The 21,275-nt window shown below is 71.8% G+C and carries 21 protein-coding genes; 5 read left to right on the forward strand and 16 right to left on the reverse strand.

The window, feature by feature from the left end; genetic code table 11:
- Nucleotides 1-3: 3 nt before the first annotated feature.
- Entirely contained in the window at nucleotides 4-753 is a 750-nt protein-coding gene (locus ABZ930_RS02710) for a TIGR00730 family Rossman fold protein (protein WP_361540242.1), read from the reverse strand.
- Nucleotides 754-840: 87 nt separating this feature from the next.
- Nucleotides 841-1,926, reverse strand: coding sequence for a succinyl-diaminopimelate desuccinylase (dapE, locus tag ABZ930_RS02715; RefSeq protein ID WP_361540245.1), 1,086 nt, complete (start codon nucleotides 1,924-1,926; stop codon nucleotides 841-843).
- A gap of 74 nt (nucleotides 1,927-2,000) precedes the next feature.
- Here dapE and ABZ930_RS02720 point away from each other — a divergent pair, with 74 nt between their 5' ends.
- Together ABZ930_RS02720 and ABZ930_RS02725 are read left to right on the forward strand one after the other, a co-directional pair.
- The gene (locus ABZ930_RS02720) at nucleotides 2,001-2,930 is read left to right on the forward strand and encodes a heavy metal transporter (RefSeq protein WP_361540248.1); all 930 of its coding nucleotides are present in this window, start codon (nucleotides 2,001-2,003) and stop codon (nucleotides 2,928-2,930) included.
- A 311-nt stretch (nucleotides 2,931-3,241) separates the two neighbouring features.
- Complete coding sequence (locus ABZ930_RS02725; protein WP_361540251.1) at nucleotides 3,242-3,685, forward strand: ATP-binding protein; 444 nt, start codon at nucleotides 3,242-3,244, stop codon at nucleotides 3,683-3,685.
- Between the two features lie 79 nt (nucleotides 3,686-3,764).
- Here ABZ930_RS02725 and ABZ930_RS02730 read toward each other — a convergent pair whose 3' ends face one another.
- On the reverse strand, nucleotides 3,765-4,868 hold the full coding sequence (locus ABZ930_RS02730) for a bifunctional succinyldiaminopimelate transaminase/glutamate-prephenate aminotransferase (protein ID WP_361540254.1): 1,104 nt from the start codon (nucleotides 4,866-4,868) through the stop codon (nucleotides 3,765-3,767).
- Nucleotides 4,869-4,975: 107 nt separating this feature from the next.
- Nucleotides 4,976-5,296, reverse strand: a complete 321-nt coding sequence (gene fdxA / locus ABZ930_RS02735) for a ferredoxin (RefSeq protein ID WP_111666449.1) — start codon at nucleotides 5,294-5,296, stop codon at nucleotides 4,976-4,978.
- 141 nt (nucleotides 5,297-5,437) lie between these two features.
- Between fdxA and ABZ930_RS02740 the strand changes: the two genes are divergently transcribed.
- Both ABZ930_RS02740 and ABZ930_RS02745 read left to right on the forward strand, forming a co-directional pair.
- The gene (locus tag ABZ930_RS02740; protein WP_361540258.1) at nucleotides 5,438-6,475 is read left to right on the forward strand and encodes a GNAT family N-acetyltransferase; all 1,038 of its coding nucleotides are present in this window, start codon (nucleotides 5,438-5,440) and stop codon (nucleotides 6,473-6,475) included.
- A gap of 30 nt (nucleotides 6,476-6,505) precedes the next feature.
- The gene (locus ABZ930_RS02745; RefSeq protein ID WP_361540261.1) at nucleotides 6,506-7,348 is read left to right on the forward strand and encodes a transglutaminase-like domain-containing protein; all 843 of its coding nucleotides are present in this window, start codon (nucleotides 6,506-6,508) and stop codon (nucleotides 7,346-7,348) included.
- An 88-nt stretch (nucleotides 7,349-7,436) separates the two neighbouring features.
- Here ABZ930_RS02745 and ABZ930_RS02750 read toward each other — a convergent pair whose 3' ends face one another.
- From ABZ930_RS02750 to ABZ930_RS02785, 8 genes are all read right to left on the reverse strand, one after another.
- Nucleotides 7,437-8,051, reverse strand: coding sequence for a response regulator transcription factor (locus tag ABZ930_RS02750; protein ID WP_361540264.1), 615 nt, complete (start codon nucleotides 8,049-8,051; stop codon nucleotides 7,437-7,439).
- A complete protein-coding gene (locus ABZ930_RS02755) occupies nucleotides 8,048-9,217 on the reverse strand; it encodes a sensor histidine kinase (RefSeq protein WP_361540267.1) in 1,170 nt (389 codons plus the stop codon). Before ABZ930_RS02755 ends, ABZ930_RS02750 begins: the two co-directional genes overlap by 4 nt.
- Entirely contained in the window at nucleotides 9,214-9,954 is a 741-nt protein-coding gene (locus tag ABZ930_RS02760; protein WP_361540271.1) for an ABC transporter permease, read from the reverse strand. Before ABZ930_RS02760 ends, ABZ930_RS02755 begins: the two co-directional genes overlap by 4 nt.
- Entirely contained in the window at nucleotides 9,951-10,859 is a 909-nt protein-coding gene (locus tag ABZ930_RS02765; RefSeq protein WP_361540274.1) for an ABC transporter ATP-binding protein, read from the reverse strand. Before ABZ930_RS02765 ends, ABZ930_RS02760 begins: the two co-directional genes overlap by 4 nt.
- A gap of 95 nt (nucleotides 10,860-10,954) precedes the next feature.
- Nucleotides 10,955-12,991, reverse strand: a complete 2,037-nt coding sequence (locus ABZ930_RS02770; RefSeq protein ID WP_361540277.1) for a hypothetical protein — start codon at nucleotides 12,989-12,991, stop codon at nucleotides 10,955-10,957.
- Nucleotides 12,992-13,178: 187 nt separating this feature from the next.
- Nucleotides 13,179-13,613: a DUF6113 family protein gene (locus ABZ930_RS02775; protein WP_361540280.1), complete on the reverse strand. Its 435-nt coding sequence runs from the start codon at nucleotides 13,611-13,613 to the stop codon at nucleotides 13,179-13,181.
- Complete coding sequence (mshB, locus tag ABZ930_RS02780) at nucleotides 13,610-14,512, reverse strand: N-acetyl-1-D-myo-inositol-2-amino-2-deoxy-alpha-D-glucopyranoside deacetylase (RefSeq protein WP_361540283.1); 903 nt, start codon at nucleotides 14,510-14,512, stop codon at nucleotides 13,610-13,612. The genes ABZ930_RS02775 and mshB overlap by 4 nt, the downstream gene beginning before the upstream one ends.
- 37 nt (nucleotides 14,513-14,549) lie before the next feature.
- Entirely contained in the window at nucleotides 14,550-14,744 is a 195-nt protein-coding gene (locus tag ABZ930_RS02785) for a hypothetical protein (protein ID WP_111666458.1), read from the reverse strand.
- 164 nt (nucleotides 14,745-14,908) lie between these two features.
- On the opposite strand from ABZ930_RS02785, the gene ABZ930_RS02790 reads away from it, so the two are divergent.
- The gene (locus tag ABZ930_RS02790) at nucleotides 14,909-17,053 is read left to right on the forward strand and encodes a prolyl oligopeptidase family serine peptidase (RefSeq protein ID WP_361540286.1); all 2,145 of its coding nucleotides are present in this window, start codon (nucleotides 14,909-14,911) and stop codon (nucleotides 17,051-17,053) included.
- A 140-nt stretch (nucleotides 17,054-17,193) separates the two neighbouring features.
- On the opposite strand, the gene ABZ930_RS02795 is transcribed toward ABZ930_RS02790, so the two are convergent.
- Genes ABZ930_RS02795 through ABZ930_RS02810 form a run of 4 tightly spaced genes read right to left on the reverse strand, consistent with a single transcriptional unit; the run spans nucleotide 17,194 to nucleotide 21,253 of the window.
- Nucleotides 17,194-18,339, reverse strand: a complete 1,146-nt coding sequence (locus tag ABZ930_RS02795) for a dipeptide ABC transporter ATP-binding protein (RefSeq protein WP_361540289.1) — start codon at nucleotides 18,337-18,339, stop codon at nucleotides 17,194-17,196.
- The gene (locus ABZ930_RS02800; RefSeq protein ID WP_361540291.1) at nucleotides 18,326-19,309 is read right to left on the reverse strand and encodes an ABC transporter ATP-binding protein; all 984 of its coding nucleotides are present in this window, start codon (nucleotides 19,307-19,309) and stop codon (nucleotides 18,326-18,328) included. Before ABZ930_RS02800 ends, ABZ930_RS02795 begins: the two co-directional genes overlap by 14 nt.
- A 5-nt stretch (nucleotides 19,310-19,314) precedes the next feature.
- Nucleotides 19,315-20,337, reverse strand: a complete 1,023-nt coding sequence (locus ABZ930_RS02805) for an ABC transporter permease (RefSeq protein ID WP_361540293.1) — start codon at nucleotides 20,335-20,337, stop codon at nucleotides 19,315-19,317.
- A complete protein-coding gene (locus ABZ930_RS02810) occupies nucleotides 20,330-21,253 on the reverse strand; it encodes an ABC transporter permease (protein ID WP_361540296.1) in 924 nt (307 codons plus the stop codon). The genes ABZ930_RS02805 and ABZ930_RS02810 overlap by 8 nt, the downstream gene beginning before the upstream one ends.
- Nucleotides 21,254-21,275 lie beyond the last annotated feature (22 nt).

The following is a 21,275-nucleotide window of genomic DNA, read 5'->3' on the forward strand; positions in this document are numbered from 1 at the left end:
GGTCTACTTGCCGGTCTCCTTGGTGACCAGCGTGATCGCCTCCTCCACGTCGTCCGTGACGTGGAACAGCAGCAGGTCGGCCTCGCCGGCCTTGCCCTGGGCGATGACCGTGTTCTTCAGCCAGTCGACGAGTCCGCTCCAGTACTGCGTGCCGAACAGGACGATCGGGAAGCGCGTCACCTTGGTGGTCTGGACGAGCGTGAGCGCCTCGAAGAGCTCGTCCAGGGTGCCGAGGCCGCCGGGCAGCACGACGAACCCTTGCGCGTACTTCACGAACATCGTCTTCCGGACGAAGAAGTAGCGGAAGTTCAGGCCGAGGTCGACATACTGGTTGAGCCCCTGCTCGAAGGGCAGTTCGATGCCGAGGCCGACCGAAATGCCCTTGGCCTCCACGGCGCCCTGGTTCGCGGCCTGCATGGCGCCCGGCCCGCCGCCCGTGATCACGGCGAAACCGGCCTCCACCAGGGCCTTGCCGATCTCGACGCCCGCCGCGTACTCCGGTGAGTCCTCCGGTGTGCGGGCGGAGCCGAACACACTGATCGCGGGCGGCAGTTCGGCGAGCGTGCCGAAGCCCTCGATGAACTCGGACTGGATGCGCAGCACCCGCCAGGGGTCGGTGTGCACCCAGCCCGACGGGCCCTCCGTGTCGAGCAGACGCTGGTCGCTCGTCCCGGGCTGGACCTGGTCACGGCGGCGGACCACCGGCCCCGTCCGCTGCTCCTTGGGACGTCGCGTGCCCTCGGGGTTGCTCATTGTCCGCTCCCTTCCTGCGCAGTCATCACGCACTTACGTAGAGCAAGGGTAGGTCTACGCGGGTTACATGCGAGGGACCTCGGCGTATCAAGGAGCGGTGAGCCAGGAGGCAAGCACCTTCTCGGCCTCCAGGATGAGCCGGGTGTCCACCCGCTCGTCGATCTTGTGGGCGTAGATCGGGTTGCCCGGTCCGTAGTTGACCGCGGGGACGCCGAGGGCGCTGAAGCGGGAGACGTCGGTCCAGCCGAACTTGGGGCGCGGCTCGCCGCCGACGGCGGCCAGGAAGGCTGCGGCCGCGGGGTGCGTGAGGCCGGGCCGGGCGCCGCCGGTGTGGTCGTCGACGATGAACTCGTCGAGGGGGCAGCCGGCGAAGAAGTCGCGGACGAACCGCTCGGCCTCCTCCATGGAACGGTCCGGGGCGTAACGGAAGTTGACCGTGACGGCGCAGGCGTCGGGGATGACGTTCTTGGCGAGTCCGCCCTCGATGGCCACGGCGTTCAGGCCCTCGTGGAACTCCAGGCCGTCGACGACCGGCTTGCGCGGCTCGTAGGCGGCGAGGCGCTCCAGGATCGGGGACGCGGCGTGGATGGCGTTCTTGCCCATCCACGCGCGCGCGGAGTGCGCCCGCTCGCCCGACACCTTCAGGATGACGCGCAGGGTGCCCTGGCAGCCGCCCTCGACCAGGCCCTCGGTGCCCTCCAGGAGGATCGCGAAGTCACCCTCCAGCCAGTCGGGGTGGGCGTCGGCCACATGCCCCAGGCCGTTGAGGTGTGCGGCGACCTCTTCGTTGTCGTAGAAGACGAAGGTGAGGTCGCGGTTGGGCTCGGTGACGGTCCGCGCGATCCGGAGCTGGACCGCGGCGCCCGACTTCATGTCGCTGGTGCCGCAGCCCCACAGGGTGACGCCGTCCTCGTCGAGGCGCGAGGGGACGTTGTCCGCGATCGGGACGGTGTCGATGTGACCGGCCAGGATGATCCGCTCGGCGCGGCCCAGGTTCGTCCGCGCCACGACGTTGTTGCCGTACCGGTCGACGGTGAGGTGCGGCAGGGCGCGCAGGGCCTCCTCGACGGCGTCCGCGAGCTCTTTCTCGCTGCCGCTGGGCGAGGCGAAGTCGACCAGCTGGGCGGTGAGGCGGGCGGCGTCCTGGGTGAGGTCAAGCGCGGTGCGGTCCATGGCGCCGATCCTAGACGGGCGGCGCCCGGCCGCCGTCGCCCGTCCTGTCGGTGGGCTCCAGTACCGTACGTCGCGTGCCTGGGCCCCCCACTCCCGTGCGGCGCGGCCGCCTCGTGAGGTTCGGCGCGTCCGTCGCCGTGCTGCTCGCCGTGGCCGGCTATGCGGCCGTGCAGTACGCCACCGGCTCGCGCCCCGCGCCGAGGTGCACGGTGACGTCGGCCCACGGCGGCGGGGTGTCCTATGTGTTCACGTCCGAGCAGGCGGTGAACGCGGCGACGATCGCCGCGGTGGGCACGTCGCGCGGGATGCCCGAGCGCGCCGTCACCATCGCGCTGGCGACGGCCCTCCAGGAGTCCGGTCTGCGCAACATCGGGTACGGCGACCGGGATTCGCTCGGCCTGTTCCAGCAGCGCCCCTCGGAGGGCTGGGGCACCGCGCGGCAGATCATGGAACCGGCGTACGCGGCGGGGCGGTTCTACGCGCGCCTGGAGAGGGTCCCGGGCTATTCGCGGCTGCCGCTGACCGTGGCCGCCCAGCGCGTGCAGCGCAGCGGCTTTCCGCAGGCGTACGCGAAGCACGAGCCGGACGCTTCGCTGCTCGCCGCCTCCCTGACCGGGCGGGCCGCCGCCTCGCTGACCTGCGAGGGCCGCCCGAGCGGTGTCGGGACGACGCGGGCCGGCGGTCCGGCGGGCGTGCGGGCGGCGCTCGGGCGGGACTTCGGGCGGGACTTCGGGCGGAAGGTCGTCCCGCCGGCCGGGGGCGGGGCCACGGTGCGGGTCCCGGTGCCCGCCGAACCGGACTCCGCCGTGGGCGGGGAGCGGCAGCGCGGCTGGGAGCTGGCGCAGTGGGCGGTGGCCAACTCGTCCGCGTTGCGCGTCGAACGCGTCTCCTATGCGGGCCGGGAGTGGACCGCCGGAGAATCCGGGCAGAAGTGGCGCACGGCACCGAACCCGGCAAAGGCACAGACCGCCGTCGGCGAGGTCCGAATCGTCACTGGGCAGTAGTGCGGGCTGTCACCCGATAGGGGCACGCGGGTCGCGTCCGGTGAACGTCGTGCACGCGCTCGCGGGCGCACTTCGGCGCAGGCCGCGATCCCCTTGGGACAAGGGGCTTCCAGCGGTTTTCGAGCCTGTACGGACGGCGGCGTTTGCCCGTTTTTATCCGCAGCAGATAATGCGACGCATTACCAACCCTTTACGTTGCCGACCCGCAACCTTCCCGGGGCGTCGGGCTGTTGTCACGGCGTCCGACCGCCGCACGGCAGGCGCCGCACGGTGACCGGGCACCACACGTTCTCTCCCGTCTAAGGAGCATCATGTCCCTCCCCCTGACCCGTCGGATCGCCCAGGCCGCGCTGCTCCTTGCGGCGGGAGCGGCACCCGTGGTCGGTGCGGCCGGTTCCGTGAGCGCTGCCGAACTGCCCGCCACGCCCGACCTCGGCGGTGTGACCGCGCTGGACGGCGCGAACCTGGGCAACACCGTCGACGGAGCGACCCAGAACGCCACCGGCATGGCCGGCGACACCGGGAGCAAGGCCGTGAAGAAGGCCGTTCCGGCGGCCGGCAAGACGGTCGGCAAGGGCGCCAAGACCGCCACCCCGGCGGCGCAGAAGGCCGCGGGCGACCTGGCCGGCAGCACCGGTGACGTGGTCGGCGACACCGCCGGCACCGCCACCAAGGGCGGCCTGCCCACCGACTCCCTGACCCAGGGCGGTCTGCCGACCGAGTCCCTCCCGGTCCAGAGCCTGCCGCTCGGCTGAGTCGCGCGCGACTGATCGACGAAGGGGCCCCGGACGCTTGCGCAAGCGTCCGGGGCCCCTTCGTCGTGGTCGGTGGGCGTCAGGCCAGCCGGTCCACGGCCGCCTGGATCCGCTCGTCGGACGCCGTCAGGGCGACGCGGACGAACGTGTTCCCCGCCGCGCCGTAGAAGTCGCCGGGCGCCACCAGGATGCCGAGCTCCGCGAGATGGGCGACGGTGTCCCAGCAGGACTCCCCGCGGGTCGCCCACAGGTACAGGCTGGCCTCGCTGTGCTCGATGCGGAAGCCGTGCTTCAGCAGCGCCTCGCGCAGCAGTTCACGGCGGGCCGCGTAGCGGGCGCGCTGGTCGTGGACGTGGCCCTCGTCGCCGAGCGCCGCGACGACGGCCGCCTGCGTCGGGGCGGAGGTCATCATGCCGCCGTGCTTGCGGATCTGGAGCAGCGGGTCGAGGACCGCCGCGTCACCGGCCAGGAACGCCGCCCGGTAGCCCGCCAGGTTCGAGCGCTTGGACAGCGAGTGGACGGTGACCAGCCCCTCGTGACTGCCGCCGTTGACGTCCGGGTGCAGGATCGAGACCGGGTCGGCCTCCCAGCCCAGCTCGATGTAGCACTCGTCGGAGAAGACCAGGATGCCGTGCTCGCGGGCCCAGGCCACGATCCGGGTCAGCTCGTCCTTGGACAGCACCCGGCCCGTCGGGTTCGACGGGGAGTTGAGCCACAGGAGCTTGATGCCCGTGGGGTCGAGCTCGGTCGGGTCGTCGTAGGAGACGTAGTCGGCGCGGGCGAGGCGGGCGCCCACCTCGTACGTGGGGTAGGCCAGACGCGGGTAGGCGACCTTGTCGCCGGGGCCGAGGCCCAGCTGCGTCGGGAGCCAGGCCACCAGTTCCTTGGAGCCGACGACCGGCAGCACGTTGTGGTGCGTCAGACCGCGGGCGCCGAGCCGTCGCTCGCACCAGGAGACCAGGGCGTCGCGCAGCTGCGGGGTGCCCCAGACCGTGGGGTAGCCGGGCGAGTCCGCGGCGTCGACCAGGGCCTTCTGGATCAGCTCGGGCACCGGGTCGACGGGCGTGCCGACGGACAGGTCGACGATGCCGCCCGGGTGCGCCGCGGCCGTCTTCTTGTACGGCTCCAGCTTGTCCCAGGGGAAGGTCGGAATGCGGTCGATGGGGGCCGGGACTGCGGACACCTGTCAGCTCACTTCTCTCACGACGACGGTGGACAAATGCCACGGCCCCGTACGGCAGTGGAAGCCGTACGGGACCGGGGCAGCGCCTGTGCGTACCGCTTGCGCAGTTACTGGTTCTGCGGCGGCAGCGCGGCGATGAACGGGTGGTCCTTCTCGATCAGGCCCATCTTCGAGGCACCACCGGGCGAACCGAGCTCGTCGAAGAACTCGACGTTCGCCTTGTAGTAGTCCTTCCACTCCTCCGGAGTGTCGTCCTCGTAGAAGATGGCCTCGACCGGACAGACCGGCTCACAGGCACCACAGTCGACGCATTCGTCCGGGTGGATGTACAAGGACCGGGAGCCCTCGTAGATGCAGTCGACCGGGCACTCCTCGATGCACGCCTTGTCCTTGACGTCGACACAAGGCTGCGCGATGACGTAGGTCACGCTGTCGTTCCTCCTCGATAGGGCGCTGGCGGGCCTCCGCAGGCTCCGCCGCCTGGCGCGCGGGAGCGCGGCGTCGTCGATGCCCGCCACCTAGTATCTCCGTTCCCGGCCATGATCCGAACAGGAGGGGTGGGCCTAGCTGTGGAATTCACTGCTGGCGGACGGCTCGAAGTCCGCATCTCGGGCGATGACGTGGGAAAACGCGTGTCAGTACGACGGGTGAGCGAGGACGGTCCCGCGGGTCGGCGTTTCACCGACACCGTCGGAGTTCTCACATCGTGGAACAGCGGTGTGCTGCTCATCACACGAAAAGACGGTGAACGGGTCACGGTCGAGGAGTCCTCGCTGGTCGCCGGGAAGGTGGTGCCCGCCGAACCGGCCCGGCGCCGGGGGCCGGCCGCGACCTTCGCCGAACTGGCGCACATCTGCGCACGGGCCTGGCAGCCGCTCGAGGACGAACGGCTGGGCGAGTGGCGGCTGCGGGCGGCCGAGGGCTACACCAAACGGGCCAACTCCGTGCTGCCCGTGGGCGACCCGGGCATGCCGCTCGACGAGGCGCTGGCGCACGTCCACCGGTGGTACGCGGCCCGGGGGCTGCCCGTGTACGCGCAGGCGGCGACCGGCGCCGAGGGGACGCAGGAACTGCTCTGCGCGGAACTGACCGCCCGCGGCTGGACGGACGAGTCGCCGACCGAGGTGCGGATCGGCGCGCTCGCGCCGGTCGGGGACGGGCCCGACCCAGGGGCCGAGGTCGTGCTCACACGGCAGCCGTCGGTGGACTGGCTCGCGCGCTACCAGCGCAAGGGGGCGAGCGAGGTCGCCCTCAAGGTGCTGTGCGCCGGTCCTTCGGTGTGGTTCGCGACCGTGCCGGGCGAGGGCGACGTGCCCGCCGCGATCGGGCGGTGCGTGGTCGACGGACGGTGGGCCGGGTTCGGTGCCGTGGAGGTCGACCCTGCCCAGCGGCGCCGCGGCCTCGCCACGAAGGTGATGACGGCGCTGGCACGGCAGGCCCTCGACGAGGGCGCGTCGGCCGCCTGGCTCCAGGTGGAGGCGGACAACGAGGGGGCGCGCGCCCTCTACGACCGCATGGGTTTCGCCACGCATCACACCTACCACTACTACCGTGCACCGGAGCACCTGAGCGGCATCGGCGGTGCCGACCACCGCCGCGCCCGCTAATCGATCGGCCTGAGAGGGCACGAGGCACGTATGTCCCCGCACCTGTCCCCCCGTTCCACCGAACTGCGGCGCCGGTTCGCCGAGGAGGCCCGGGCCGAGCGGCCCGACCTCACGCGGCTGTGTCTGCTGCTCGCCGCGGAGGCGGACGGCTCGCTCGACGAGGCGGGCATGGACGCCGTGGAGATCGAGCTGGACGAGCTGGCCGGCCGGCTGCCGTTCCGGCCCGGCGGGCCGCGGGCCTGGGCGACGGCCCTGGCCGAACTGCTCGGGGCGCAGCTCGGGTTCCACGGCGTGCCGGGCGACTACCAGCGGCTGGAGTCGTCGCTGCTGCACGAGGTCGTACGGCGCCGGCGCGGGCTGCCGATCCTGCTGTCGGTGGTGTGGCTGGAGGTGGCCCGGCGGGCCGGGGCGCCCGTGTACGGCGTGGCGCTGCCGGGGCACTTCGTGGTCGGGTTCGGTCCGCCGGAGCATCAGGTGCTCGCCGACCCGTTCGACGGGGGGCGGGTGCTGACCGGGTCCGACGCGGAGTTGCTGGTGGCGGGGGCGACGGGGGCGCCGCTCGATCCGTCGATGCTGCGGCCCGCCGATCCGCTGGAGGTCGTCCTGCGGATTCTGAACAATGTGCGGGCCTGGGCGTCGACGCGGCCGGAGCGGTCGGATGTGTCGCTGTGGGCCGTGGAGTGGTCGCTGCTGTTGCCCTCGCATCCGGCGCGGTTGCGTTATGAGCGGGCTCAGTTGTTGGTGCAGCGGGGTGAATTCTTGCTGGGGGCCGCCGAATTGGAGGCCTATGCCGAGGTGGTCGGGGCCGTGGACGCTGCCGCTGGGGAGCTGGTGCTGGGGCAGGCTCGGGGTGCTCGGGCGATGCTGAACTGAGGTCTTCAGGTGCGGCGCCGTCGTGGTTGCTCGCGCCCACGCGGCGGAGCCGCACATCGATACAGCCCCGCGCCCCTGCGGGGCGCTGCTACAGCCAGCCCTTCTCCTCGGCCACCCGTACCGCCTCCGCCTTGTTGCGGACCGCCAGTTTTTGGATGGTCACCGAGAGGTAGTTGCGGACCGTGCCCTGGGAGAGGTTCAGGGAACGGGCCAGTTCGGCGTTGGTGCGGCCGTCGGCAGCCGCGCGGAGCACCTCGCGCTCCCGGTCCGTGAGCGGGTTGGCGCCCTCGGCCAGGGCCGCCGCGGCCAGCGTGGGGTCGATCACGCGTTCGCCGGCGAGGACCTTGCGGACGGCCTCCGCGAGCTGCGCGGCGGGGGCGTCCTTGACCAGGAACGCGTGCGCGCCCGCCTCCATGGCGCTGCGCAGATAGCCGGGGCGGCCGAACGTGGTCAGGACGACCACCTTCACCCCGGGCTGCTCGCGCGTCAGCCGGGCGGCGGCCTCGATGCCCGTACAGCCCGGCATCTCGATGTCGAGCAGCGCCACGTCCACCGCGTGGTTGCGGGCCGCCGCCAGTACCTCGTCGCCGCGCGCCACCTGGGCGACGACGTCGATGTCGGGTTCCAGGCCGAGCAGCGCCGCGAGGGCCTCACGGACCATCGACTGGTCCTCCGCGAGCAGCACCTTGATCGGGTGGGTCATGCCGCGGATCCTACGGAGGCCGCCGGGACCCGGGCCACCAGGCGGAATCCGTGCCCGGCGGCCGCGCCGGTCTCCAGCGAGCCGCCGACCGCGGCGAGGCGTTCGCCGAGGCCGGTCAGCCCGTTCCCGGCGGGCCGGCCCGCGGGTCCCGCGCCGTCGTCCTCCACGGTCAGCTCGACCACCGGCCCGTCCAGCGTCTCGCGGCGGGTGACGGCGACGACGCAGCGGCGGGCGCCGCTGTGCCGTACGACGTTGGTGACGGCCTCGCGAAGCGACCAGGCGAGCGCCGCCTCGCGGGCCTCGGGCAGGCCGGGTGCCTCGGCCGGCACCGTCGCCTCGATGCCCGCCGCGGTGAGCGCGACCTGGGCGCCCGCGAGCTCGGCGGACAGCCGGGCGCGCCGGTAGCCGGTGACGGCCTCGCGCACGTCGACCATGGCCTGGCGGCTGACCTTCTCGATGTCGGCGACCTGGTCGGCCGCCTTGTCGGGGTGGTCGGGGAGCATCCGGCCCGCCAGTTCGCTCTTCAGCGTGATCAGGGAGAGCGAGTGCCCGAGGAGATCGTGCAGATCGCGGGCGAGCCGCAGCCGCTCCTCGTTGGCGGCGAGCTGCGCGACCTGCGCCCGCGCCTCCCGCAACTCCCGGGTCGTCCGCACCAGTTCCCGTACGCCGATCATGGAGAAGCCGCCGAGCAGGGCCGGGACGACCAGCCAGTACTGCGGTTCGGTGCCGAGCAGCAGGCCGACGCCGACCATGACGGCCGTCGCCCCGACGATCGCGAGCCGGCTGTGGCGCAGCGGCAGGACCGCGCCGAAGGCCACGGACACGTAGACGAACAGGACCAGCCACTCGGACCCGAGGGTGAGCGAGAGGACGACGGCGAAGACGGGCAGCACGCTCAGGCAGGCGCGGGCCGCGAACCGGCCGAGTCGGCGGCCCGTCTGCCGCATCACGAGGCCGATGTACGCGACCACGAACACCGTCAGGCCCAGGCTGCCGAGGGTGGTGCCCACGGCGCTGTGGTGCCCCTGGGCGAGATCCGCGACCGGGCTGCCGAGGAAGGCCAGCCACATGGCGATCCACAGGAGCTTCACGAAGAACTCCCGGCGGCTCTCCGGCGGCTGACCGACCCTGGGGATGCGGCCCGTGGCCTCCAACTCGGTGCTCACGCCTTCAACGTGTCCTTCCGGTACAGGTACGCCGCGCCGCCCGCGAAGAGCAGGAAGTACACGACGATCAGCAGAACGTCCTTGGCGTGCGGGGCGTTGCCCAGCTCGATGGCCTGGCCGAGACCGGCGTAGGCGTGCGTGGGCAGCCACTTGGCGATGTCCTGGAGCCACTGCGGGAACGTCGTGGTGGGCATCCACAGGCCGCCCAGGATGGACAGACCGAAGTAGACGATCATCGTGATCGGGCGGACGGCGTCGCCGGACGCGAGATAGCCGAGGGCGACCCCGAGCGCGGCGAAGCAGAGGCTGCCCGCCCAGATCGCGCCGGTCAGCGCGAGCCACTGCCAGGCGTCGAACCGTACGTCCTTGAAGACGGCGGCCACGCCGAAGACGATCACGATGGAGGGCAGCGAGACCACGGCGGCGCTGGCCGTCTTGGCGAGGACGTAGCCGCGGCCGGGCAGGGTGGTGAGCCGCAGCTGGCGCACCCAGCCGCTCTCCCGCTCCTTGGCGATGCGCTCGCTGTTGCCCATGAGGACGGCGGTGAGCGCGCCGAAGGAGGCCATGGAGACCATCATGAACGCGGGCAGGCTGAGCCCGGTGCCGTCGACGATGTCCTTGCTGTCGGCCGATCCGGCGATCAGCAGGAAGAGCACCGACGGGTAGACCACGGAGAAGAACAGGAACTTCCTGTTGCGCAGGGCGCGGGTCAGCTCCAGCTTGATCAGGCTGTTCATGACGCCTTCGCCTCCTCGGCGTTGGTGATGGCGACGAAGGCCTGCTCCAGGCCGAGTCCGGCGACTTCGAGATTTCGGGGGTAGACGCCGAGCCCGTACAGCGCGTGCACGGTCGCGTCGGCGTCGGTGGACTGGATGCGGACCGTCTGGCCGGACACGTCGACGGTGGTCAGGAACGGCAGGGCGCGCAGGGCGGGTTCGTCGATGGTGCCCTCCAGGTCGAAGGAGACCTTCCGGGCGCCCGCCTTCGCCTTGATCTCGGCGGCGGTGCCGTCGGCGAGCAGACGGCCGCGGTGCAGGACGAGGACGCGGTCGGCGATCGCGTCCGCCTCTTCCAGGTAGTGCGTGGCGAACAGCACGGTGCGGCCCTGGTCGGCCTGTTCGCGCATGGTCGCCCAGAACGCCTGGCGGGCCGACACGTCCATGCCGGTCGTCGGTTCGTCGAGGACGATCAGATCGCTGTCGCCGGCGGTGGCGAGGGCGAAGCGGACGCGCTGCTCCTGGCCGCCGGAGAGCTTGTTGACCTTGCGGTCGGCGATCTGGGTGATGCCGGCCCGGCTCAGGACCTCGTCGGTCTTGTGCGGCTTGGGGTGCAGGGCCACCGCGAGCCGCACCAGCTCGCGCACGGTCACCTCGTCCATCAGGCCGCCGCTCTGCAGCATGGCGCCGACCCGGCCGCGCACGATCGCGTCGCGCGGGCCGAGGCCGAAGACCCGTACGTCACCGGTGTCGGCGGGACGCAGGCCGAGGAGCAGGTCGAGGGTGGTGGACTTCCCGGCGCCGTTCGGGCCGAGCAGGGCGACGGTCTCGCCGGGGTGCAGCGTGAGGCTGAGCCCGTCGACCGCCTTCACCGTGCCGTACGTCTTCGTCACCCCGGTGAAGGTGACCGCTGCGTCTGTGTTCATGACGCCATCGTCGCCGCTCGGCGGCCCGGTACGGCAGTGCTTCCTGTCGCGCGTCCCGCATGACAGATGTCATGCGGGACGGACGACGAGCCGTGCTAGCCGGCGTTCGTGGGGATGTCCACGGTGCGCTCGGCCTTGGTCTTGCCCAGCAGCGCCCTGCCCATGGCCTGGGCGACGTCGGTCGGCTGGACCGCCGTCTTCTTGCCGGTGCCGCGGGTGATCAGGACGCCGTCGAAGGTGTTGCCGTAGAGCTTCTTGAGCGCCGGCAGGTTGTACGTCTCGACCAGCTTGCCGTCGACGGCCTTCATGCCGAGCACCTTCGGCAGCGAGATCGCCGGGCCGAAGTCGATCTGCTTGCCGCCCGCCGTGATCGTGACGTTGGCGGACATCGCCGGCTCGGCGAACTGCTTCATCTTCCGGTCGACCTCGGCGTTCGAGACCGTCGGCTGCTGGGTCGAGGTCGCCACCGAGACCGGTGCGTCCTTGCCCGTCTCGACGTGCGCCCGGTACGCCTCGGCGACCGCGCCGGCCGACTGGTCGACGTCGATGCCCTTGCCCGCCTTGCCGTAGACCGCGACGGCCTTGCCGGGGACGAACTTGATCGTGCCGTCGCCGGAGGTCGCACCGCCGCCCGCCGCGTCCTGGAGGGCCGCGTGCAGCTTCTCCTCGTCGACGGGCATGACCGGCTGCACGACCCGCTGGTTGCCGAAGAGCGAGCCGATCACCGAGACCGGGTTGTAGTCGCTGCCCGCGGCGGCCGAGACGGTGGCCGCGCTGTCCAGCGAGAGGCCCGACTGGTCCGGCTTCAGCTCGACGGTCTTGCCGTCGACCTCCAGCTTCAGGGCGTCGTCGGTGCGCTTGCCGAGGGTGCTCTCCAGCTTGGCGGCCGCCTCGTCCCGGGTGCCGCCGCCGATGTCGACACCGAGGACGGTGGTGCCCTTGGGGACGTCGGAGTGGTTCATCAGCAGGCCCGCGCCGTAGGCGACACCGGCCACGCCGACGACGCCCGCGCCGAGCAGGACCAGCTTGCTGCGGCCCTTCTTCTTTTTCGCGGGGGCCGCGGCCGGGGCGCTCTGCACCGGGTCCGGCAGCTTCGGCGGGGTGTGCGCCACCGGTCCGCCGCCCGGACCCTGCGGAGCGAACGGCGAGCCGGGGCCCGCGCCCTGGCCGGGCTGCGGGACGACGGGGATGCCGCTGGTGAGCGTGTCGCCGGAGACGTTGCCGCCGGCCCCGGGGGGCTCGGGGGCGGGAACCTGCGGCGTCAGGATCGCGGTGTCGTCGCTCATCCGGGGCGGCGTCGGGGCACCGGCGCCGGGCGTCAGCGGATTCGGACCGCTCGGCGCGCCCGGCGGCGTCAGCTTCGGGCCGTCGCCGGTGACGGGACCACCGGTGGGACCGGCGGGGCCGCGGCGCGGGGCGCCGTCGGGACCGCCCGGCGCGTTCCCGCTCGCGTTCGCCGAGAAGTACGGCAGGTCACCGCGGTCCTGGCCGCCCGGACCCGGCCGGCCCGAGGGCCCGCCCTCGGGTCCCTGCGGGGCGCCGCTGCCCAGCGGTCCGGCCGCGACGGCGCCGGACACGTCGAAGCCGCCGGAGGTACCGGCGGACGTGCCGCGCTTCGGGGTGCCCGGGCCGGGGGCCGGAGCGCCCGCGGCGCCGGGACGCGGTGGAGCGGGCGCCGCCTTGCGCGGGGCGAACCAGTCGCTGGTCTTCTCCTCGCGCTGCGCCGCGGGTTCGGCGGGCGCACCCGGCTGCGGGGCGTCGGCCGGGAACCCGGCGGGCGCCGCGGGACGGCTTTCGGCGGCCGGCGCCTGGGGCGTCTGCGGGGCGGCGGGACCGCGGCCCGGCTCGGCGTCCTGGGGCCCGTCGGCGCCACCGGCACCTCCATCGACGTCGCTCATCGGCGTACGCATCACGACCGGCGGGATCGGCCGCGAGCCCGGGATGTTGATCCGGATCCGGGTCGTCAGGGTCGTCTCGGTCTTGGGGCCGTCCTGGTCGCCCGGCGGTGTCGGCTCGGCGTCCCCGGACGCCGCGCCCTGCGCGGACGTGCCGTACGGAGGCGTCCCGGACGGGTAGGCGGCTGCGCCGCGCCCCTGGGGCCCGGAGGACGAACTGTCAGTTTCACGACTCAAGGCAGGTTCTCCCGGTTGGCTCCGCCGCCCGTCTCGACCTCGCGCGGGCTGTTCGGCGGCGCGCACCACCATACTGGCCGTCGCGGGAAGTCATCGTGTGACGGATGGTGAATCCCCTGTGGGGCCGGTGGCGATATCCGTCAGGTGTCCGTCACGTGCCCGTCGGGCGTCCACCAAAAAAGTCACGTCACTTCCCAAGTCGGGCGCCGGACACGGGTGGTTGCCCCGGCAGCCCGATGGTGGCGCAGATCACAGCCGCTGCCATCCCTCCGAGGAGGAAGAGGTAGGAGCCCAGTCCCGCGCCGAAGAGTAAGTCACCCTCGGGCCGGCTCGTGGTGAGCAGCACGACGACGACGAGCCAGCCCACGGCCGGCGCCACGGCCCCGGCTCTGCCGCCGGTGAGCCGGGCTCCGCCGTGGAAGGCGCCGGCCGCGCCGAGCAGCGCGAGCAGCAATCCGCCCGGGAACCAGCCGCCTTGGGCCAGCGCGCCCGCGCCGCCGACCAGCGCGCCGAGCACGAGGAGACCGAGCAGCGCGGCGATCCGGCCGGGGCTGAAGTCGATCGGCTGGGCGAGGGCGCTGCCGCCCTGCGTCCGGGCCGGGGTCGTGTTCTTGCTCGTCATCGTCGCGCTCCCTCGGCGGTCGGGCTCTCGGCGCCCTCGAACAGGTCCTTCTCGTAGGCCGATCCGGGCTCGCCCCGCACCAACTCGTAGTACTCGACGTCGAACAGGGGCTGCGCCAGCCCGTTGGACAGCGCGAACACCGTGTCTCCCCGCGCGACCTCGACCTGGGTGGCGTGGGCGCGCATCGCCGCGGCCTTGCGGTCGAGGTACGGCCGCCCGTCGATCTCGGCGGTGATCCGTCCGTCGTCGACGACGCCCGGTACGTCACCGACGGCGGCGACGGCGCCGAACGGGGCGGGGTCGAGACGCCGGAACCTCTCTTCGACGACCGTGCGGGGCACCCGGTTCCAGTAGATCTTGGCGATCGTGTGCGGCTCTCCGAGGTCGCGCCGGAAGGCGGGCTCGGCGGCGAGGTCGGCGGCGCGCAGGGCGACGCGGTGCGCCTGGATGTGGTCCGGGTGGCCGTAGCCGCCGTCGGGGTCGTACGTGACGAGGACCTGCGGGCGGACCTCGCGGACGACGGCGACCAGGTGGGCGGCGGCCTCGTCGAGGTCGGCGGACCAGAAGGAGTCCGGCCGGCCGTTCTGCTCGGCGCCCATCATCCCGGAGTCGTGGAAGCGGCCCGGGCCGCCGAGGAAGCGGTGGTCGGTGACGCCCAGTTCCTTCATGGCCGCGGCCAACTCGCCGATACGGTGCGGTCCGAGAAGGTTCTCCCGGTCCGGGGCGAGATGGGCCAGTTCGTCCGGAATGACCTCGCCCTCTTCGCCGAGGGTGCAGGTCACGAGGGTGACGTGCGCGCCGTCGGCGGCGTACTTGGCCATCGTCGCGCCGTTGTTGATCGACTCGTCGTCGGGGTGCGCGTGCACGAGGAGCAGACGCCGGGCGGGCAGTTCGGTCATGCCCCCAGCCTAGAACCCCGCGCGCGGAACCCCGCGCCTAGAACTTGATGCCGCCGACCATGTCCGCCACGTTCGTCGTCAGCTCCTTGATCGTGGGCGCGATGGACGAGCTCGCCAGGTAGAAGCCGAGAAGCACACAGACGATCGCGTGACCGGCTTTCAGCCCGGACTTCTTGATCAGGATGAAGACGATGATCGCGAACAGCACCACGGCCGAGATCGAGAGTGCCACAGCGGTCCTCCTCCAAAGTGATCCGGTCGCCGGGAGTCTTCCGAGACCTGTCTACCCACGGAATGCTACGGATCATAACTATCCGTCGTCACGCATGAGTCGCCACCAGGGGGCACCGGAAGCACGAGGGGGCGCATGGTCCACTCGCGCCCTACGCTTCGGGGATGACCACCGAGACCGAGACGCTCGTCACAGAGCCGTCGACTCCTCCTTCCTTCCCTCGTCAGCACGCGCGTACCCAGCGCTTCACGCTGGGCGCGCCACGGGCGTTCACGGTGGCGCCCGACGGGGAGCGCGTCGTCTTCCTGCGCTCCCCCTCCGGTACCGACCGGGCGAGCGCGCTGTGGGTGCTGGACGTGGCGAGCGGCCGGGAGCGGCCGGCCGCGGAGCCGTCCGCGCTGCTCGGCGGCGCGTCGGAGAAGCTGTCCGCGGCGGAGCGCGCCCGGCGCGAGCGCAGCCGCGAGGGCGGCGCGGGCATCGTCGGGTACGCGACGGACGCGGCGGTGGAGCTGGCGGCGTTCGCCCTGTCCGGCCGCCTCTTCGCCGCCGAACTGCGGGCCGGGACCGCCCGTGAACTGCCCGTGCCCGGACCGGTGATCGACCCGCGCCCCTCCCCCGACGGCCGGCACATCGCCTACGTCGCCAAGGGCGCCCTGCGCGTCGTCGGCGCGGAGGGCGGGGACGACCGGGCGCTCGCGACCCCGGAGTCGGACACGGTCACGTACGGGCTGGCGGAGTTCATCGCCGCCGAGGAGATGTCCCGCTACCGGGGCCACTGGTGGTCCCCCGACTCGGACCGGCTCCTGGTGGCCCGCGCCGACGACGCGGCCGTGCACCGCTGGTGGATCGCCGACCCGGCGCACCCCGACCGCGAACCGGCCCGGGTCGCCTATCCGTCGGCCGGCACCCCCAACGCCGAGGTGCGGCTCTTCTCGTACGCGCTCGACGGCACCCGCACCGAGATCAACTGGAACCGGGCCGCCTATCCGTACCTGGCCCGCGTCCACTGGTCGGCGAACGGCGCCCCGCTGCTCCTGGTGCAGGCCCGCGACCAGCTCAGCGCGCTGTACCTCGCGGTGGACCCCGAGGACGGCTCGACCCGCATGGTGCACGCCGACGAGGACGACCAGTGGCTGGAGCTGCTGCCGGGCGTGCCGTGCTGGTCGCCGAGCGGGCAGCTGGTGCGGATCGCCGACGAGGGGGGCGCGCGGGTCCTGGCGGTGGGCGAACGCCCGCTCACCGGACCGCAGTTGCATGTCCGCGCCGTTCTCGATGTCGGCGAGGGCGATGTGCTGGTCTCGGCGTCGGCGGGCGCGGACGCCGAGGCGCCGGAGACCGGCGAGGTGCACGTCTACCGGGTCAACGAGCTGGGCGTGCAGCGGGTGACCGGCGAGCCCGGCGTCCACTCGGCGGTCCGCTCCGGCGATGTCACGGTCCTCGTCTCGGCAACCCTCGACGCCCCCGGCGCACGGGTGCGCGTGGAGCGCGGCGGCAAGCACGTCGCCGAGATCGCCTCCTTCGCGCAGACGCCCGTCCTCTCGCCGCGCGTGACCCTGACCGAGGCGGACGGCATTCCGTGCGCCGTCCTGCTCCCCTCCTCGTACACCGAGGGAGACGGTCCGCTGCCGGTCCTGATGGACCCGTACGGCGGTCCGCACGGGCAGCGCGTCATGGCGGCGCACAATCCGTATCTGACGTCCCAGTGGTTCGCCGACCAGGGCTTCGCCGTGATCGTCGCGGACGGCCGGGGCACCCCGGGCGTCTCGCCCGGCCAGGAGAAGGCGGTGCGCGGCGACTTCACGGTGACGCTGGACGACCAGGTCACGGCGCTGCACGCGCTGGCCGACCGGTTCCCGCTTGACCTGTCCAGGGTGGCGATGCGCGGCTGGAGCTACGGCGGCTACCTGTCGGCGCTGGCCGTGCTGCGCCGTCCCGACGTCTTCCACGCGGGGATCGCCGGGGCGCCGGTGACGGACTGGCGGCTGTACGACACCCACTACACGGAGCGCTACCTCGGGGATCCGGCGAAGAGCCCGGACACGTACGCGAAGAGTTCCCTGGTGACGGACGACGGCCTGGCCGAGGCGGCCGATCAGCACCGGCCGATGCTGATCGTGCACGGACTCGCGGACGACAACGTGGTCGTGGCGCACGCGCTGCGGCTCAGCTCCGCGCTGCTCGCCGCCGGGCGGCCGCACGAGGTGCTGCCGCTGTCGGGCGTCACGCACATGACGCCGCAGGAACAGGTCGCCGAGAATCTGCTGCTGCTCCAGGTCGACTTCCTGAAGCGGTCGTTGCCGAGGGCGTAGGCAACCGGGGCCGGAGCGACATGGCGCGCTCCGGCCCCGGTTCACGGCACCCGCACGGCCGTACGTGGAACATCCTGGCCTGTCCGTATATCGGGACCGGGTCCGTCAAGTTGCCTGTGTGTAAAGGCCCGAGGGGGCTCTCACTCCGACGGCACGACCTGCTTCTCCTCCGCGAAGTGGCAGGCCGAGGGGTGTCGGGCGGGGGTGTCGACCGTGCTGAACACCTCGGGCACCGCGAGCAGCGGTTCCTCCTGCGCGCAGCGTTCCTGTGCCTTCCAGCAGCGGGTGCGGAAGCGGCAGCCGGAGGGCGGGTCGGCCGGTGAGGGGACGTCGCCCGCCAGCAGGATGCGTTCGCGGTGCTCGCGTGCGCGGGGGTCGGGGACGGGGACCGCGGAGAGCAGCGCCTGGGTGTAGGGGTGGGTCGGGTGGTCGTAGATCTGCGAGTCGGAGCCGATCTCCACGACGCGGCCCAGGTACATGACGCCGACCCGGTCGGAGATGTGCCGCACGATCGACAGGTCGTGGGCGATGAAGACGTAGGAGAGGTTGAACTCGTTCTGCAGCCGGTCGAGCAGGTTGATCACCTGGGCCTGGACGGAGACGTCGAGTGCGGAGACCGGTTCGTCGGCCACGATGATCTCGGGCCGCAGGGCGAGTCCGCGGGCGATGCCGATGCGCTGGCGCTGGCCGCCGGAGAACTGGTGCGGGTAGCGGTTGATGTACTCGGGGTTGAGCCCGACCACGTCGAGCAGTTCCTGGACGCGCCGGCGCCGGTCGCCCTTGGGTGCCACCTCGGGGTGGATCTCGTACGGCTCGCCGATGATGTCGCCGACCGTCATGCGGGGGTTGAGGGAGGTGTACGGGTCCTGGAACACCATCTGGATGTTGCGGCGGACGGCCTTCAGGGCCCGGCCCGACAGCTTGGTGATGTCCTCGCCCTTGTACTTGATCTGGCCCGCCGTCGGGCGTTCCAGGTTCACGAGCATCTTGGCGACCGTGGACTTGCCGCAGCCGGACTCGCCGACGATGCCGAGGGTCTCGCCCTGGCCGAGGTCGAAGTCGACGCCGTCGACGGCCTTGACCGCGCCGACCTGCTTGCGGAAGACGATGCCCTGGGTGAGCGGGTAGTGCTTGACCAGGCCGCGCACCTCGAGGATCGGTTCGTGCCCGGAGGCCGAGCCGTTCGCCGCGTAGGAGGACTCCGCCTGCGACTGGTGCAGCAGGTGCCGGGCGATCTCGCCCTCGCGCTTGAGGTCCTGCTTGCTGACGTGCTCACTGTGCGGCATCGAGCGTCTCCTTCCAGAAGTGGCAGGCGCTGCGACGGCTCTCGGAGACGTCGGCGAGCGGGGGGACGTCGGTGCGGCACACGTCCTGTGCCATCGGGCAGCGCGGGTTGAAGGCGCAGCCGGGCGGGATGTTCATCAGGTTGGGCGGCAGGCCCTTGATCGCGTACAGCTCCTGGCCCTTCTGGTCCAGGCGCGGGATCGACTCCAGCAGGCCCTTGGTGTACGGGTGCGCGGGCGCCCGGTAGATCTCGTGCACGGGGGCCTGTTCCACGATGCGGCCCGCGTACATCACGGCGATCTTGTCGGCGACGTCCGCGACGACACCGAGGTCGTGCGTGATGAGGATGAGGCCCATGTGGAGTTCGCGCTGCAACTCCGCGAGCAGGTCCATGACCTGGGCCTGGACCGTGACGTCGAGGGCGGTCGTGGGCTCGTCGGCGATGATCAGGGCGGGTTCCAGGGCGAGCGCCATCGCGATCATGATGCGCTGGCGCATACCGCCGGAGAACTGGTGCGGGTACTGGCCGACGCGTTCCTTCGCGGCCGGGATGCGGACCCGGTCCATCAGCTCGACGGCCTTGGCCTTGGCGTCCTTGCGGGACATGCCGCGGTGGACGGTGAACAGCTCGCCGATCTGCTCGCCCACCGAGAGCACGGGGTTGAGGGAGCTGAGCGCGTCCTGGAAGATCATCGCCATCTCGGCGCCGCGGATCTTGCGCCGCTCCTCCTCCTTGAGCTTCAGGAGGTCCTGGCCGCGGAAGAGGACCTCGCCGCCGGTGATCTTCCCGGGCGGCATGTCGAGGATGCCCATCACGGCCTGCGCGGTGACCGACTTGCCCGAGCCGGACTCGCCGAGAACGGCGAGGGTCTCGCCCTCGTCGACCGTGTAGTTGACACCGTTCACCGCCTTGGCGATGCCGTCCCGGGTCCGGAACTCCACGTTCAGGTCGCGTACTTCGAGCAACGGCATGGGCGCTACCTCAGCTTCGGGTCGAGGGCGTCGCGCACCGCGTCGCCGAGCATGATGAACGCGAGGACCGTGATCGCGAGGGCGCCGGACGGCCACAGCAGCGCGTGCGGGGCGTTGCGGATGTTCGCCGACGCCGACGAGATGTCGATGCCCCAGCTGACCGCCGGCGGCTTCAGACCGACGCCGAGGTACGACAGGGTCGCCTCCAGGGCGATGTACGTGCCGAGGGCGATCGTCGCGACGACGATGACGGGCGCGACCGCGTTCGGCGTGATGTGCCGCAGCAGCATCCGCGAGTTGGAGGCGCCGAGCGCGCGGGCCGCCTGCACGTAGTCGTTCTGCTTGGCGGTGATGACCGAACCGCGCGCGATGCGCGAGATCTGCGGCCAGCCGAGCAGCACCATGAAACCGATGACCGGCCAGACGGTGTTGCTGCTGACGACCGACAGGAGCACCAGGCCGCCGAGGACGACGGGGATCGCGAAGAAGATGTCGGTGATACGGGACAGGATCGAGTCCCAGAACCCGCCGAAGAACCCGGCGAGACCGCCCAGGACCGACCCGAGGAGCGCGACACCGACCGTGGCGCAGACACCGACCGTGATGGAGTTGCGGGCCCCGTACACGGTGCGCGTGTAGACGTCGCAGCCCTGACCGTCGAAGCCGAAGGGGTGACCCGGCGCGGAGCCCTGCTGACGCTTGGACAGGTCGCAGGAGAGCGGGTTGCCGGAGGCGATCAGCTGCGGCCAGATCGAGATGATCACCAGGAAGAGGATGACCAGGCCCGCGATGATGAAGACCGGGTTGCGGCGCAGGTCGCGCCAGGCGTCGGACCACAGGCTGCGGGGCTTGTCGGCCGGGCCGCCGGCGGGGCCGCCCGGGGAGCTCTCCACGGTCGCGCCCTCGCTGGTGGCGAGGTCCATCGCGCCGCCCATGCCGGTCGCGGCGATGGCACCGTCCTCGGGCGCGCGCCCGCCGCCGGACGCCCCGGGCCGCCTGGAAGGCTCTGGTGCTTGCGGTTCAGGCATAGCGGATCCTCGGGTCGAGTACGGCGTACAGGAGGTCGACGATCAGGTTCACCGCGAGGAAGACCAGCACGAGGATCGTCACGAAGCCGACCACGGTCTGGGTGTTCTGGCGCAGAATGCCCTGGTAGAGCTGGTAGCCGACGCCGTGGATGTTGAAGATGCGCTCGGTGACGATGGCGCCGCCCATCAGCGCGCCGACGTCGGCGCCGATGAAGGTGACGACGGGGATCAGCGAGTTGCGCAGCAGGTGCCGGGTGATGACGCGACGCCTGGGCAGGCCCTTGGCGATGGCGGTGCGCACGTAGTCGGCGCGCTTGTTCTCGGCGATGGAGGTCCGGGTCAGGCGGGTGACGTAGGCGAGGGAGACCGAGGCGAGGACCAGGCCGGGCACGATCAGCTCGCTGAAGGTCGCCTCCGTGGACACCGCCGGTTCGATCCAGCCCCACTTGACGCCGAGCAGCAGCTGGAGCAGCAGACCGGTGACGAACGTCGGGATGGAGATGACGACGAGGGTCAGCAGCAGCACGGTGGTGTCGATGGGGCGGCCGCGCTTGAGGCCGGTGATGACGCCGAGCGTGATGCCGACGACGATCTCGAAGAGGATCGCCACGATCGTCAGACGGATGGTCACGGGGAACGCGGTCGACATCAGCTCGGTGACCTTCTGGCCGTTGAACGCCGTGCCGAAGTCGCCGGTGAAGACGTTCCCCATGTACGTCAGGTATTGCTGCCACACCGGCTTGTCGAGGCCGAACTCCTTCGACAGCTGCGCCTTGGTGGCAGGGTCGCAGGCCTTGTCGCCGCACAGCCCGGCGATGGGGTCGCCCATCACGTTGACCATGAGGAAGATCAGCAGCGTCGCGCCGATGAAGACCGGGATCATCTGCAGCAGGCGCCGGATCACATAACGTCCCATGAGGACTCCGGTTCCGTTTCCG

Origin of the sequence: Streptomyces sp. NPDC046716 (assembly GCF_040645755.1) — a bacterium.
Lineage (GTDB): Bacteria > Actinomycetota > Actinomycetes > Streptomycetales > Streptomycetaceae > Streptomyces.